Consider the following 15591-nt stretch of genomic DNA (forward strand, 5'->3'; position numbering starts at 1 on the left):
CTTATAAAACCTTAATAAATGAATACACAAAATACATTAGAACAGTTCAAAGGCCTTAAATTGACAGGCATGGCTAAAAGATATGAAGCTGCATTAGCGCTTCCGGTACATGAACAAGAGGATGTTCATTCTCTCATAGCTATGCTCACTCAGGCAGAAGTAGAATACAGAGAATACTCCAGAACACAGAAGTATCTAAAAGCAAGTAAACTCCGTTATCATGCCCTACCAGAAGATATAATTTGCAACACAGAAAGAGGTATCACAAGAGAACAGTTATTACGACTCTCTGATGGTATGTTTATAGAAAAGGGAGAGAATGTCTTGATAACTGGTGCTACTGGTTGTGGTAAATCTTTTATGGCTTGTGCTTTAGGACGCAGTGCCTGCTTGCTTGGGTATCGCACTCTGTATTTTAGCATGAACAAGTTTATAGATGCACTAACTCAAGCTAAACTTGATGGATCATATCTTAAATGGATTAAGAGTATCTCAGCATATAAGCTTTTAATATTAGATGATTTTGGGCTAAAAGCATTAAGTAATGATGCAAGGATTGCTTTACTAGATATCCTCGAAGATAGATATGGTATAGGATCAACTATGATTACTTCTCAGCTACCAGTAGACACTTGGTATAACTTTATTGAGGAGCCAACTCTTGCTGATGCTATAATGGACAGATTGTCAGCTTCTGCACACAGAATTGCATTAACAGGTAAATCGTTGAGAACTAGAAAAAATTATTAACTTTGAAAAATATCATCTTTACTAAGTGATGATAAAGGACGATTTGACTGGCGTACTTTGCGTCGGAATAAGTGGCGACCATTGTCGCGGAATCGTGGGGTACTTTCGTCGGAATATCTACTCTTACCTATAATGTTTAATGACGCTGATTTTTAAAGTGTTAAAAATAAGAAGAAACAAAGAGCATATTAAATATAATACAATCGTTGTATATTTGTGTAATGAAACCAAAAGTCAAAATAGTAGACTTGTTTCCTAAATATTTATTTTGGGATATGGATTATAATAAGCTTGATGTTGACAATGATAAAGCTATTATAATTCCAAGGGCTCTGTATGCTACTACTACCGAAACTTTTCAAGCAGATATTCAGCTTCTGGAAAGACTATATTCTTCTTCTGATATTGTAAAATATCTAAAACAGACAAAAGAAAATATAAGTAATAAAGTATGTCTGAGGGTTGCTAATCGATATCACGTGAAGCCTTTTCAGCGTTTTGTCCTGCCAATATAATATTTTTGATAAATGAATGCTGTATCTCCCGAACTATTAAACAATTTAAGGATTTATTCAAAAGAAAGGAACCAGAGCATATCCAGAGTATAAAAGATTTTGCCTAAATTGTGATATGGGAAAAATTGACAAGAATATAGATAACTTAAAAAAGCTTTGCACAATATACAATGTGGAGAAAATGTATCTATTTGGTTCTGCAGTAAATTCTAATTTTAATGACAAAAGTGATGTCGATTTACTAGTTAAATTCAAACCAATTGAACTATCACTCAATTTTGACAATTATATAAATTTCAAAGAAAAACTCGAATCTTTGTTTGGTCGTGAGGTAGATTTTCTGGAAGAACAGACTTTAAAAAATCCAGTCTTGATTAAATCAATTGACAATTCAAAAGAACTAATTTATGGATGAAAGAATTCTCAAATGGTTATTTGATATAAAAATGTCCATTGATGAAATAAATGAATTCTTCCATAACGAAGAAAAAGATTTTTTTAAATATAAAAATAACACAATGCCAAAAGAGCTGTTGAAAGAAATCTTGAAATTATTGGTCAAGCAATTAACCGAACTGTTTTGCAAATCCAACAGTATTTCCATTGCGTCATTCTTATCAAATACATTCCAATAATCTTCTAAAATCGTTTTTAGCGTCGATTTGCCTAGACCGGTTTCATAAGAATTAAGATAGGCTGATTGCTGCTCAGCATACATTGAACTAATTAACAAATAGTCTAATTGCTCACCATTTACTGCATTTTTATCGTTTAATCTTATGCTTTTAAACGCATTAAAAATCTTTGAAAATAAGTTCATAAACTTTTATGATACCTGCAGATTTGAAAACTTCTTTTGCAATTCTTTTACAAAATTTTCTCCTACTACCTGATATTTTGCTCTTGTTAATAATTGCTTGTTTAAATTTAAGATGTCTGTCGGGTCCGGAACGTAGTGTAATCTGTCGTGAATTTCAATTGACAGGGGATTACCATCTATATTGAATGTGATAATATGTGTTTTTGGCAAATATTCTTCAGAAGCTTTTGAATATACTCCTAATTGTGATTTTAAAATCCCTCCGTATTCAAGTTTTGCTTCTTCAATTCGGAAATTATCAAAAACAATATGTTCCTCTAATTCTCCAACAAAATCAGTACTGAAAAAATGTAGATCGTTACCGCTCAAAACCCAAAAACATACGGTTTCGATTCGTTGAAGTTTTAATCCTACAGCAGATAATGCTACATTTTTTATTCCGTCAGTTACAATTTCCTGAACTTTGCTTCCTTTAGACTGAGGAACAGATGCAGAGGTATACGCGTCTACTGATTTGCCTTTCATCCATTGTTTCAATTGTGGGAAATCATCTTTTAAAACTTGCTCCTTATAAAGATCATATTTTGTTCTTTCTAAATCTAAGTCAATTTCGGCTTTTGCAGATTGATGCTTTTTGTTCATATATACCATAAAAATGATACCTGCAATTACTAATACAATGGGAATGAAAAATAATGGATTCATAGTTTTTATTATTATTTAAAGGTTTATTGGTTTCACATCTTTCTTTTTGTCTTTACCCAAAAGGCCATAAATCATTAAACATAAAACTAAAAAGAGGATTATTTTTCCGCCGTATTGCGTATAAAATCCAAGTTTAAGCAGTTCTTCTTTGTTTAATTTATTTTCTGCAATTACTTTTTCAAGCTGTTCATTAGACAGTTCATAATATCTGTCTGAGTCTTTTTTAAATAAGACCAGTTTTGGCTGCTCGGTAATCCACACAGGTACCCATGCAATATTGTATTCCTGATGTAATCTGCCAAGATCTAAATGTACATTTGATTCTTCTTTTGAAAGGTATTCTTCTGTGTCCGGCAAATCTGATACGACTTCTATTTTATCTATTTTCCCAAATGGAATTTTTGCTTTGGCTGTAGCCAAATTACAGAAGCAAAAAGCAGTAATTACGGTAAAGAAAAACTTTTTAGTGTATGTCATAATTTTCGATTGTTCAGTAATTTTTCTTTTATTTAGAGTTATTTAAATACAAAATAGCTTTAGAAAACTTCCAAAAAGAAGAAACAAGTACAACTTATTTAACATTTTTTTTCAAATATATTCAAATTTTTATTACAATCAATCTTATTAAAATTATATTTTAACTTTAATCAAACCTCATAAAAAAGTCCATAATAAACAACTTCTCGGTTTAATTAACAGGTAAGGGAACCAACACAATATTAGGTTTTGGTGCAGGTTTCATGCCCGCACCCATATAAAAACCAGTATGTGGCGGCTGATTATAACCTACATTCTGCCAGGCAACACTTAATCTATACTGCGGATCATGCATCAGCGTGTATTGCCTGATTTCTGTAGGGATTGTAGTTGAATAAATCCTTAATTCAGTATTATCCTCCGATCTTAAAATTAATTCTTCGCGCCAGTCTCCCAGAATATCTGCAGAAAGTGCCGGTGTAGATTTTGTGCCATTATTAGATGCTGCTCCGGTTGCGGTAAACAATCTGCCAACATTATATTTATCGATATAATTAGAATTCAGGAGTTCTCTCGAAGAATCTCCATCCCAATAAATTAAAAAATTATTCGAAGTTGGGGCTTTTCCTATTTCGTTGCCTTTCATATCGTGCAAATAAGGCGATCCTGACCACCAGCATTGTGCTCCTTTTCTGGTTGGATCTATATTATCTGCAACACCACGACCAACATCTTCATTAAGTGAACCGGTAAACAAAACTTTTCCATCGGCAGCAGAAAATAATGTTACACCCGGACCTTTTGTTCCGTTTTCTATTTCATGGATTCCAAAGACTTCCAAACCCGGAACATCAAGATCAAGATCTGAAACATGCAATGCATCTCCGTGTCTGAAACCTGTTGTATACAATCCTTTTCCGTCATCATCGATACACATCGATCCGTAGATAATTTCGTCTTTTCCGTCATTATCAACATCAGCAACTGCAAGTCCATGATTTCCCATTCCTGAGTACGGATTTTCGGCGTCTTTACTATCAAAAATCCATCTCGAAGTGAGTTTGCCATTTTTAAAATCCCAGGCAGCCAAAACCGTTCTTCCGTAATACCCTCTGCACATGACAACACTTGGATGAACGCCATCTAAATATGCAATACAAGCTGTAAAACGATCAATCCTGTTGCCTTTGGTATCATTTCCGCCGCTGCCGCCGTGTCCGCCCCAACCTGCAAGATCACCACGTTCAGGAATATAATCAGTAGTGGTAATTAGTTTTCCGGTTCTTCCGTTAAAAACCGAAAGATATTCCGGTCCTTTTAAAATTTTGCCGAAAACCGGAGAATTTGGATCTCGTTCTACCCAGTCTTTCGAGGCATCTCCCACTACATTATTCTGGCTATCCGTCGTTCCGTCAGCCGTTTTACATACAAATTCCGAAATACCGTCACCATCTAAATCATAGACCATAAACTGGGTATAATGTGCTCCTTCACGAATATTTTTTCCTAGATTAATCTGCCATAAAAATTTTCCATCTAAGGTATACGCCTGAAATATGGGAGGATCCGTGATTCCTGTATGCGAGTTATCGTGTGCCTTTCCGGTCATATGAACAATCAGATCATATCGTCCGTCTCCGTCTAAATCACCCACCGAAAGATCATTTGGGATATATCCTTCAACTGGTTTTAGTTGTATCGCCAGATAATCTTTATCGGGACTTTGTGCAGGAATTGTAAAACTTCCTTTTTCATCGGTTTCTTTGCCCTTTAAGACTTTTTTTACAAACCAGGTATTCTCTTCCTGACTATTGGCCTTGGTATCTACAAAATTGGTCGCTCCCAAAATAGGTTTATCGTTTAATTTAACTGCTTTTTTAGTACCGCTTTTTCGATATAAATTAAACGCCAGATCATCAGGATCTGTTCCTAAAACCCGCCAACCAATAAAAAACTGTCCTTTGTCTTTTATGGCTATTACCCCCCTGTCTAAGGTTTCCATTTGCCTTTGAGCGAATGAATGTAAAGTTGATAAGAGAAATAATAGTAAAATTTTATTTTTCATAGTTGTTGTTTTTTAATGGATTGTCATGGCACACGGATTATACGGGTTTTGGCTGATTTAAACTGATTTTTTTAATCTCGTGAAAAGTCTCGAAGTCACAAAGTTTTATATTTTAATACTGAATTGTTCATTTCCAAGAATAAGAAATCACACAAGAAATTCCGTACAGAATCTTACCAAAATTTGTCGAGTTACGATTGTGATCTCTCTTTCCGAAATGACAAAACTAAAAACTTAGCAACTCAGAATCTTAGTAACTTAGAACCTTTAAAAAATCAAAACATCTTTTTAAATCCTTCACTTTGTACTCTCCAGGTTCCATCTTTTGGGAAACCCGGATTTTGCTCTGTGCTTCCATCCCAACCGGCACACATCATCGCAACGGCACTTAACAATCCTCCATTTCCTGGAAGATAAAGCGTTAATCTTTCTGACTGATAATTATGTCCGTTTTTCAAATACGTATTTGTTGTTATATTCATAAACAAGGCATCAATCGCTTTTTCTGGCATCTGCAAACGTGCTGCAGACATTGCTGTCATCGGGAAATCCCATCCCCAGGTTTTATCCCAGGACCATGTTTTCCAAACCAGATCAAAAGTGTTTTTCATGATCTTTTTATCTAAAAGCGAAGTTTCAGGAAGCATTCCAAAAGTTCCCAAAACCGATGGATGATCTGTTTTGAATTCCGGATTAGTATAAGAATCCTTTGCGCTTTCTGTTGCCAGATAAACCTGATCTGCAATTGGCAACGGAGCAAGTTTTACCAGGACTCTTTCCCACTTTTCAGGTACTTCTTGATTTAATTTTTTCTTCCAGGCGATTGCTGTTTTCAGCGCCCAGTTCCAATATGCTAATTCATAGGTAGGATTGAAAGTTTCCATCGTTTTAAAACGTTCCTGCGCCGGAATTACTCCCGGTCCTAAAACATAACGATCATTTTTTGCATCGTAATTCGCAAACGAAGCCATGAAATTAGCGGTTTCAAAAACACGCTCACTATATAAATTTAAAGTAGCTGTTGTTGGTTTTGCACGATAGATTAATTCAGCATAAGTGATGAAATGCGGTTGCTGCCAAATCAAAAAAGAACCGACTGAAGACGGACTTTCATTCCCGTCTGGATCTACCATTTTTTGCCACCTTGCGCCTTCAAAACCTTGTCTTTTGGCTATATTTTTAGCTTTATCAAAAACTTTCTGATACCACGGAAGGCTTTTTTCTAATAATTCAGGTCGGTTCCAAAGGGCAAAATGAACACCGTGCCACCAATGCATTTCCAGATGCGGTTTTCCGTACCAACTGTTATAGGTTAAACCTGTTTCTTGCGGCGGAACTTTTCCCGTACATTGCACTTTGGTAAGATATTGCGACAGGATAACTCTTCGCTCTAATTCTTTTGCACGGGGATCAGTACTTCCTGAAAAATCTACTGCGGCACCACTTTTCCAGAATTGCTCCCAGCCTTTTATACTGCTATTTTGAATATCTGTAAAAGAAGAATTTCCTGCTGACTTTTTATCTACTAAAGCAAAAAGACAGCTTAATTCTAATGTGTTTGTACTGGATGCTTCGACTACAAAATAATGATCAGAAGTCTTTTTAATCTGCGCATTTCCTTTCCAGCTTAAATTGACGTTGTATGAAATACTGTCCATAACATGTGTTACAACAGCCTCTGTTTTTGACTTTTCGACTAATGTACTTTTATATTCTTGTTTCCCTTCCCACTTTGTTCCCATATCTGCCCAATCTCCTGTTGGAAACGGAATTCTTAAACTGATCTTCAAACGCTTTTGTGCCAATAAATCTGACTTTACTTTTACACCAATTGCATCTTTTTCCTGATGCGAAACCGTCAAAACTGTAACAGGAATTCCTTCTACTTCAAAATAACTTTCGATTTCTCCTGTCCAGAGATTTAACTTTTGAGCAATCCCTTTGATGTCCTCAGGTTTTGCAATAGTTCCGTCTTTCTTTGTGATTTCAAAACCTAGATTCCCTAATTGCAATAAATGCGGATTCTGACGAAACCAATTTACTGCTTCGACTTTTCGCTTTGGTTCTTTTATTTGAACGGTATATGAAATATCTCTTCCATACTGTTTGTAATCTCTTAGCGTTTCTGAGAATTTATAATTATTGGTGTTTTTATAACTGTCCCAACCCCATTCCGACTGAGTTCCTAACGGAATTCCGTTTTCATATTTTTTAGGAAAAGTCTGCAATCCTGTAGCATCAACCGTGAAAGCAAAAGCGCCATTTCCTACAGTCAGCGAAGCCAAAGTGTCGATAGCTGTAATTTGAACATTATGCCGATTTACTAATGCTTTTCGATCAATCTTTTGCGCTGAAAGCGAAATTGATATCGAAAAGAGAAATGCTGTAATTAATTGATAGTTTTTCATTTTGATTAAATTTAGTTTCAGGTTTCAGGTTTGCTATAACTTTGTCAAAGTTTAAAATTTGACAAAGTTTGACACCGAGTTTCACATTTTCTCATTGACTCATTTTCTAATTGACTCTCATTATCATTAAATCATTCCCTCACTAATGTCAAACTCATCAAGCCAATTACAACATCATTGGCAACAGTTCTTAAAGTCAGGCTTTTTAATGTTTTATTTTTATCTAGTGGCAAATCTAAAATAGTTCCTGCGCCACCATCAACTCCGTAACTTGTGAATCCTTTAATGGTTTTGAAAGCTGCAAAATCTCTTGAAATTTCTCCCGATTTAAAGTAAATTCTGGGAGGTCTTGGAGCATCAGTCGTAAAAGCCAAACCATCAATAAAATAATCCTGTTCGATTGGCCACCAGTTTTCAGGATTTCTCAGAAATAAAATTTTCGATGTTCCATCAGTATAGTTTACTGTAATTTCTCCGTTTACTATTCGGCTTTGCATTGGGTTTGTTGTTCCTGCGAGCATAAAATACGCATGTGACGCTTTTCCGTTTAACGCAATATTGATGCTTTCCGGAAAATTATCCCACATCGATGTGAAGATGATATTTTTCTGAGTTTCATCAGAAGGTGTTTGAAACGGAATTCCGTTTGGCATCGTAATCTGATTGTTTACTTTTGCTTTTTCACGTAATCCTGTATCATCTATTTTTACTGAAATATTTGGATAACACCAATTTCCAATCCCTTGTTTTGGGAGTTGTAATGTCACCGTTTTTGGTCTTGGTGACAGATATTCATAATTGAAAATATCAGTCACTTTTGAATTAAAAAATGATGCAAGTGAAATTGTTTCTGCCCTTTTTGATTTGTCTAACGGAACATCCCAATTGGTAGCTATTTCACTAGATTGGGTTTCAGATTTCACATTTATTTCAATGGGTTTCCACCACGATAATTCGCCTTGCTTTAATTCTATAAAAAAGAGTTTATTTCCAACTGAATTCACTTTTGCCGTGAGCAAATGATCTGCTTTAGAAATTTCACTTAAAACTAATTGCGGGTCATAAACTGATATTATTTTGGCTTTAGAAGTTTTCAAATCTATAATTTCATTTAATGCATGAATTTCTTTCGTTTTAACTTCTTCCAAAACCTCTCCTTTCAATTTAACTCTAATATCATAAACAGCATTGTATGGGATTTCGATACTTATTTTTGGATTTCCGATGCTTTCCGGAACAAGGTTCCATGAAACTGGTTTTCCATTAACAACAATACTTTCTACAGCATCAAATGACGATTTTAAAACTAGTTTCAGTTTCATCTTAGCCGAAAACTTATTTTTGATACTGTATTTTTCTTCTTTGTTTTCTCTTTTAAAATCGATTGTAATATCCGGAATTTCCAGAGAAGCCTGATTCCACTTTTCAGGAAAACCGGGCTGGATCGTTAGAACTCCGATCAACGCATCGGGCTGAATTCCAAAAAGTCCTTCGACTAAGGTTCGTGAAGCCACGCCAATGGGATCAGCAAAATCCCTGTACAATTCGCCACGCATGGCATCCTGATACAGCAACTGTTCAAATCCTCCGGGCGAAGCGCCTAAATACATACTTTCGACCAAAGCACTTTCCCACATTTTAAAGGCTTTTTCAGATTGTCCGCCTTGCCAGAATGCCAGTGAAGTATGCAATTGTTCTGCTAAGGCCACATTATTTGTCGACCATGTATAAGGCTGCCAATTGGTTGTACTAATTACATAAAGATCTTTTTTATCTAATCCTTCAGCAGAAATTGGTATATGCGGAATATGATTGTTGACATAATCTAACATTTGATAACTCTCAAAAGGATTTGATAATTCTGAATCTATCGTATGATAAATACTCCAGACTCCGGGAGAATCGTGCAATAATCTATTGCCTAATGCATCTTTATATTCTGCAAAAATCCCTTTATCAGCAATCCAAAGCTGGCTGTTTGCGGCTTTTAGAATTTTGTCTGCTTCTTTTGTAAATGGATTATCATCTTCCTGAATTTTCTTTGCAATCTGTGCTACGGTTTTATTGGCATAATAATTATAGGCTGAGGAATGAATCACACCGCCACCGCTGTATTGCAAAGCATCGCTTGCCCAAATCGATGCATACGCATCGTATAATCCGTCGCCATCAGTGTCAAAATTTCTTTTTTCCCAATTTAAATGCCGTTGGATTGTTGGCCACATTTCTTTTATAAAAGAAGTATCACCCGTCCATTTAAAATGCCTCAGCATTTGATCTATAAAAACCAAATTCATGTCATAATGATGGGCAACATTATTTTTATTCGGACTTCTGCTGATATATCCGCTGCTGAACATCGAAGTTCCTATTTCTTCTTTCTGACGTGCCAGATTTCTTTCTTCATCCAGTACAATCGGGCCGCTTTCAGGGCTTGTAACCTGCGAATTACTATAACTTGTAAAATGTGTTTTTGCCCGATCGTGCCATCCCAAAGGATCAGCTGTATAAGCACCTCGCCAGGCATTTAAATACATTCTCCAGGCAATAGCTCCATGAAGATAAGCAGGACTTTCCCAAATTGCGTCAGCTGCGATTGAAAGTGCAGATCCTAAAGTATTGATATAAGGATCAGGAGTCGTAACCTTAACTCTATTCGCTAAAATTTTTGTTTGCTCAATTGATTTTATATAAAGTTGTGCTATGCTTTTTTGATTGTAATTTGTTTTGGAATCTTCTGTGAGAAACAACCAATAATCTCCGTTTTGAGAAATCGATTTTACTTTCCCTGTAATAAGTGTCAATGTTTCCAAATTCGAATCAAAAAGTTCTAATGGCTTTTTTTGCATTTTTGCATTGGCTAAATGGACAAGTGATTCCGGAAAGAATCCGGTAACCTTTTTATTATTTCCGGTTTTCTGTTTGTTACTTTCAGAGCCATACTCCAACAAAAAGGATTGTTTATTTATGGTGTATTTATTATTAATGCAATATTGCGGCTGCAAATAAAAAACCGATTCGGGATCAGCGCCTATATCTCCGTCACGACTGAACTTTTTTCCCGTTGCACCTCCGAAAGCCCATAGGATATTGGTATTTTTAGAAATATTTTCGCCATATGCTTTTACAATGAAACCTTCACTTTCTTTTAATGCCACAACTTCTATAAACAACTTTCCGTTTCCTAAAATTGCATCTTCAATCGTATACTGCATTGTACCTAAAATATAACGCGTATCAATTTTAGCAGCTTCAGTTATCCATTTGCTTTCTTTTCCGTTTATTAAACCTAGCTTAAAATTACCTCCCATGCCCGGCATATACATGGCAAATTCAGGCAAATCACCAGTTTCAATCCTAAATCCTGTATTCGAACCGTATAAGGCCCGATTGAATTTTCGGGTTCCATTTTTTAGAACAAAACTATTTCCTTCAGGTGTATAATGTATTTTACGCGGCGCTTTATTTTCCTGCCCAAAAGATACCACTGAACATAAAAAGAATAAGAGGCCCAAAGTTTGAATAGAGTACTTTTTAATTTTCATAAAACTATAAAATGAATTATTCCTAAATTCGAATAACAAAATTATTCCGGTCTAATTTTATTAATTCTGTAATGCAGATGCAATTTCTTTGTTTTTTAGTGGTATAGTATCCTGTACCTACCTGATTTTTACAATATAAAAATTTACAATATTCAATATTTTAACATCATAGTACAGGATACTATACAAAAACAGAACTCATAGTTTTGAAATAACATCAAATTAACTATGTTTTAAAAAAAGGGAACGGGAATATAAGGTTTTGTTGTTTCAGGTTTCAGGTTTTCCTGAAAATGGCTTCGACTCCGCTCAGCCTGACAAAGCGTTCTTATTACATCCAGTGTCATCCTGAGCGAAGTCGAAGGCTCGTTTAGCACGGAAAGGTCTTCGCCTCCGTTTAGCCTGACAAAGCGTTCTTATTACATCCAGTGTCATCCTGAGCGAAGTCGAAGGCTCGTTAACACGGAAAGGGCTTCGACTCCGCTCAGCCTGACAAAGTGCTCTTATTACATCCAGTGTCATCCTGAGCGGAGTCGAACGCTCGTTTTACACGGAAAGGGCTTCGACTTCGCTCAGCCTGACAAAGCGTTCTTTTGAAATGAAATGCCCTACTGAACATTGCAGACGGGTTTACTTTTTAAATAAATATCATATACATGAAATCAATTAAATTTCTTTTAATCCTTTTATTAGGTATTCTTTTTTTCAACTTCACATTAGACCAAGATCCTAAACCAACTGTTTTTATGGTGGGTGATTCGACTGTAAAAAATGGTAAAGGCGATGGCTCGGGCGGACTTTGGGGTTGGGGAGATTTTATTGGTCAATTTTTAGATACTACAAGAGTAACTATCGAAAATCATGCTTTGGGAGGTACAAGCAGCCGTACTTTTCAGGATAAAGGATTATGGGATGCTGTTTTGAATAAACTTAAAAAAGGTGATTATGTTGTGATTCAGTTTGGGCATAATGATGATGGCCCTTTAAATGATAGCCTTCGCGCACGCGGAACAATTAAAGGTATTGGAAAGGAATCTCAGGAAATCGATAATATCCTGACCAAAAAACATGAAACGGTACACAGTTACGGCTGGTATATTGAGAAAGTTGTTCGCGAAGCAAAATCAAAAGGAGCGATTCCGATTGTTTGTTCTCCGATTCCCAGAAACGACTGGAAGAATGGTAAAGTCCCCCGTAACAACCAATCCTATGGATTATGGGCAAAACAAATTGCTGATAATGAAAAGGTAACTTTTATCGATCTGAATGATAAAATGGCTCTTGAAATGGAAAAGTTGGGCGAAAATAACATTACCGAAACTTATTTCTATAAAAAAGATCACACGCATACATCAGCAAAAGGCGCTGTACTTTCGGCTTCAGTAATTATCAATCAACTAAAAGAGAGTAAAAATTCTTTAAAGAATTATATTCTAAAAGATCCAAAAATTATACTTCCTGCAAAGAAAAAAGTGTACTTAATTGGCGATTCTACAATGGCAAATAATAATGACCAAAATGCTGTAGGTTGGGGTGTTACCTTCTCTGCATACTGCGATACCACAAGAATTGAGGTCATTAATAAAGCCAGAGGCGGCCGAAGTACCAGAACTTTTGATCATGAAGGTCTTTGGGACGAAGTAAAAAACCAATTGCAACCCGGAAATTTTATCCTGATTGAGTTTGGCCATAATGATGCCGGGGCTGTTGACAAAGAGAAATTAAGGGGTTCTCTAAAAGGTACCGGAGCGGAAACACAGGAAGTAATTCTTGCTGATGGCTCAAAAGAAATTGTACATACTTTTGGCTGGTATATGACAAAGTTTATTCGTGAAGCGAAAGAAAAAGGAGCGATTCCGATTATTTTGAGTCAGACACCAAGAAATGAATGGCCAAACGATAAAGTAGAACGCAGAAATGATTCTTACGGAAAATGGTCGAAGGAAGTCGCGGATAAAGAAAATGTCTATTATATTGACTTGAATGAGATTGTTGCGTTTAAATATGAGGCTTTAGGAAAAGATAAAGTAAAAGCTTTTTTTCCAAAAGATCACACTCATACCGGTTTAGAAGGTGCGACCCTGAATGCGTTAACTGTTGCAGAAAGTATTAAAAAACTAAAAGAATGCAGTCTTAAAGATTATATTGAATTACCAAGGTAATCGCAATTAATTCAGTTAAGCCCTTTTCGATCATGATTTGTCCTCAATCTGTCCCGACATATCGGGATCTGAAGCAAAGTTTAAACATAGTAATATTAACTTGAATTAATTAAAACAACTAAATTAGAAAACTTATCGACTAGATTAAAGTCAACTTTTTCAGGTTAGACATAAAACAAAAAAAACCTCGTTTAAAATAAATTAAAAGAGGTTTTATTTTGAATAAAAAATATTATTTTTTTGATTCTTCGATAGAAACTTTTCTAAACTCTTTTAAAAGTTTTTCAATTTCTAAAGTAGATTTACGAGCTCTTGCTCCAGCAGCTTTAACACCTTTTTCTGTCAAAGATTCAGCTTCTGCTTTAAATGTTTCAATTTCGGCGTGGATTTTTCCTAATAGATCTTTCATGCTTATAAGTATTAAATTAAGGCGCAAAAATAAAAGTTTGTATGATAGATACAACATATTTCACGTTAAAATTATCATCGTTTTTTAGACTTTAATTTAACATTAAATTTACTCCATTTTTTTGTCTTTTTTCCAGAAGAACCAACACCTTACTAATCAAACACTTATTAACAAAATAATAAAATAATCTGCTTTTGTAAGCGCTAAACAGCTACTGAAAAAAAAATCGCTTTTTTTCTTCAAATCACAAAAAACAGACTAAAATTTTAACCTTTGGGTGTAAAACCGACAGAAATAAATTGAGAATATGGGTAAAAATCACTCTACTAGCTGCTTATTTACGTAAACATTTTTAAAACTAACGCCGTTTATTATGCTTTTATCAATATCTGTTTTAACAGATTCAATTTTTAAATTTTTAAATGTAAAGTTTGATAAACGAACATTTGGATCATTCTCTACACCATAAAAAGTATCACATTTAAGGTCGATATTTTTTAAGGTAATATGATCTGCGTAAGATAATGGAACATCCGGACGGCCTTTTAGATCAAAAAATTGTTTCCACGCAAAAACAGCAAGACATGTTTTTGCTTCTCCTTTTATATCTTCTACTCTGATATACTCATATCGCTGTGGCGTATCCGGTCTCATTTTTAACCATAATAATCTTGAAGCGCCATCAATTTTGCAATTACGCATAATCACATTCCTGTTATGAATCGACTCACTTCCGTTTGTTAAGGCTGAATGACAAAATCCGAAAGTACAATCTTCGATAATAATATTAGAATTGGGTCCATTGTTTTTATCCTGATCTGCATAAGGTCCTTTTCCTCCTTTTAATGCAATTGCATCATCATTTACAGACATAAAACATCCTTTTACTAAAAAATTGGTACAAATATCAATATCTATTGCGTCTGTACTTGGTGCTTTTACACCAATATGTGGCGAAAAGATATAAAGATCGAGCAGTTTTACATTGTTACATTTATAAAAATGATTGGTCCAGAAACCTGAATTAATCAGCTTTACATCCTGAAGCTGTACATTATTCGAATTCCAGACAAAAATTAATCTTGGCCTTGATACTTCGAGATTGGTACATTTTGGATTTTCTTTACGACGTTCCCAAAAGGCTTCCCAATATTTTTTCCCGTTTCCGTTAATGGTTCCTTTTCCTGAAATCGAAAAATTATCAACTCCGTAAACGTTGACCAAAGCCGGAAAATAATCCAGATTCTGACCTTCCATTCTGGATGGCATAATTGGAAAATCAGCAATATTATCAGAACCTTTTAATACAGCGCCTTCAGACACATACAAAGTAGTTTTTGGTTTAAAAAACAAAGCACCACTCAGGTAAACACCTTTGGGAATCACAATAACTCCGCCGCCATTTGCAGCCGCTTTATCAATTACTTTCTGAATGGCAATAGTTTGAATTTTGGTACTGTCCTTCCCTACTCCAAAATCTGTAATGGTGTATTTTTTACCTAAATCTTTTAATTGAATTTTAGAGTAATCCTTAAACCAATTTGTAATGGCGGTTCCATCAGGAAATTTATCATTTGCATAATTCTGTGAGAATGATACTTGTGTGAAAGCAATGAAGCAGAGTAAAATTTTAAAAATATTTTTCATTGTGATTTGTTTTAGTGTATGTTATCTTTTTTTATCATATTGTTGGTTATTTACCTTTGTTAAAGTTTAAAGCTTCGCCAAAGGTTTG

Annotated in this window: 12 protein-coding genes; 5 read left to right on the forward strand and 7 right to left on the reverse strand. The window is 35.1% G+C overall.

Going from position 1 to position 15591, the window contains the following annotated elements; translation table 11 throughout:
• Positions 1-18 precede the first annotated feature (18 nt).
• The 4 genes from istB (at position 19) to QLQ94_RS19090 (ending at position 1900) form a co-directional block, all read left to right on the forward strand.
• The gene (gene istB, locus QLQ94_RS19075; RefSeq protein ID WP_271338770.1) at positions 19-750 is read left to right on the forward strand and encodes an IS21-like element helper ATPase IstB; all 732 of its coding nucleotides are present in this window, start codon (positions 19-21) and stop codon (positions 748-750) included.
• Between the two features lie 221 nt (positions 751-971).
• Positions 972-1265 (forward strand): DUF6922 domain-containing protein, encoded by a 294-nt coding sequence (locus QLQ94_RS19080; RefSeq protein WP_482498172.1) that lies wholly within the window; start codon positions 972-974, stop codon positions 1263-1265.
• A 115-nt stretch (positions 1266-1380) separates the two neighbouring features.
• Positions 1381-1680 carry a nucleotidyltransferase family protein gene (locus tag QLQ94_RS19085; protein ID WP_271338635.1) on the forward strand — a complete coding sequence of 100 codons (300 nt, stop codon included), beginning with the start codon at positions 1381-1383 and terminating at the stop codon, positions 1678-1680.
• Complete coding sequence (locus tag QLQ94_RS19090) at positions 1673-1900, forward strand: hypothetical protein (RefSeq protein ID WP_482498174.1); 228 nt, start codon at positions 1673-1675, stop codon at positions 1898-1900. The genes QLQ94_RS19085 and QLQ94_RS19090 overlap by 8 nt, the downstream gene beginning before the upstream one ends.
• 191 nt (positions 1901-2091) lie before the next feature.
• Here QLQ94_RS19090 and QLQ94_RS19095 read toward each other — a convergent pair whose 3' ends face one another.
• The 5 genes from QLQ94_RS19095 to QLQ94_RS19115 all read right to left on the reverse strand — a co-directional run bounded on the left by QLQ94_RS19095 (position 2092) and on the right by QLQ94_RS19115 (position 11285).
• Positions 2092-2790, reverse strand: a complete 699-nt coding sequence (locus QLQ94_RS19095; RefSeq protein WP_271338633.1) for a hypothetical protein — start codon at positions 2788-2790, stop codon at positions 2092-2094.
• A gap of 15 nt (positions 2791-2805) precedes the next feature.
• On the reverse strand, positions 2806-3267 hold the full coding sequence (locus tag QLQ94_RS19100; RefSeq protein WP_271338632.1) for a hypothetical protein: 462 nt from the start codon (positions 3265-3267) through the stop codon (positions 2806-2808).
• A 211-nt stretch (positions 3268-3478) separates the two neighbouring features.
• On the reverse strand, positions 3479-5332 hold the full coding sequence (locus QLQ94_RS19105) for a rhamnogalacturonan lyase (protein WP_271338631.1): 1854 nt from the start codon (positions 5330-5332) through the stop codon (positions 3479-3481).
• A gap of 275 nt (positions 5333-5607) precedes the next feature.
• Entirely contained in the window at positions 5608-7740 is a 2133-nt protein-coding gene (locus QLQ94_RS19110; RefSeq protein ID WP_271338630.1) for a hypothetical protein, read from the reverse strand.
• Between the two features lie 131 nt (positions 7741-7871).
• Positions 7872-11285 (reverse strand): DUF4450 domain-containing protein, encoded by a 3414-nt coding sequence (locus tag QLQ94_RS19115; RefSeq protein WP_482498175.1) that lies wholly within the window; start codon positions 11283-11285, stop codon positions 7872-7874.
• Positions 11286-11941: 656 nt separating this feature from the next.
• Between QLQ94_RS19115 and QLQ94_RS19120 the strand changes: the two genes are divergently transcribed.
• Positions 11942-13447 (forward strand): rhamnogalacturonan acetylesterase, encoded by a 1506-nt coding sequence (locus QLQ94_RS19120; RefSeq protein WP_482498176.1) that lies wholly within the window; start codon positions 11942-11944, stop codon positions 13445-13447.
• A 232-nt stretch (positions 13448-13679) separates the two neighbouring features.
• Here QLQ94_RS19120 and QLQ94_RS19125 read toward each other — a convergent pair whose 3' ends face one another.
• Positions 13680-13856 carry a histone H1 gene (locus tag QLQ94_RS19125; RefSeq protein ID WP_482498178.1) on the reverse strand — a complete coding sequence of 59 codons (177 nt, stop codon included), beginning with the start codon at positions 13854-13856 and terminating at the stop codon, positions 13680-13682.
• 318 nt (positions 13857-14174) lie between these two features.
• Entirely contained in the window at positions 14175-15503 is a 1329-nt protein-coding gene (locus QLQ94_RS19130) for a rhamnogalacturonidase (protein WP_482498179.1), read from the reverse strand.
• Positions 15504-15591: the final 88 nt, after the last annotated feature.

This window comes from Flavobacterium sp. B114r, from assembly GCF_056824125.1.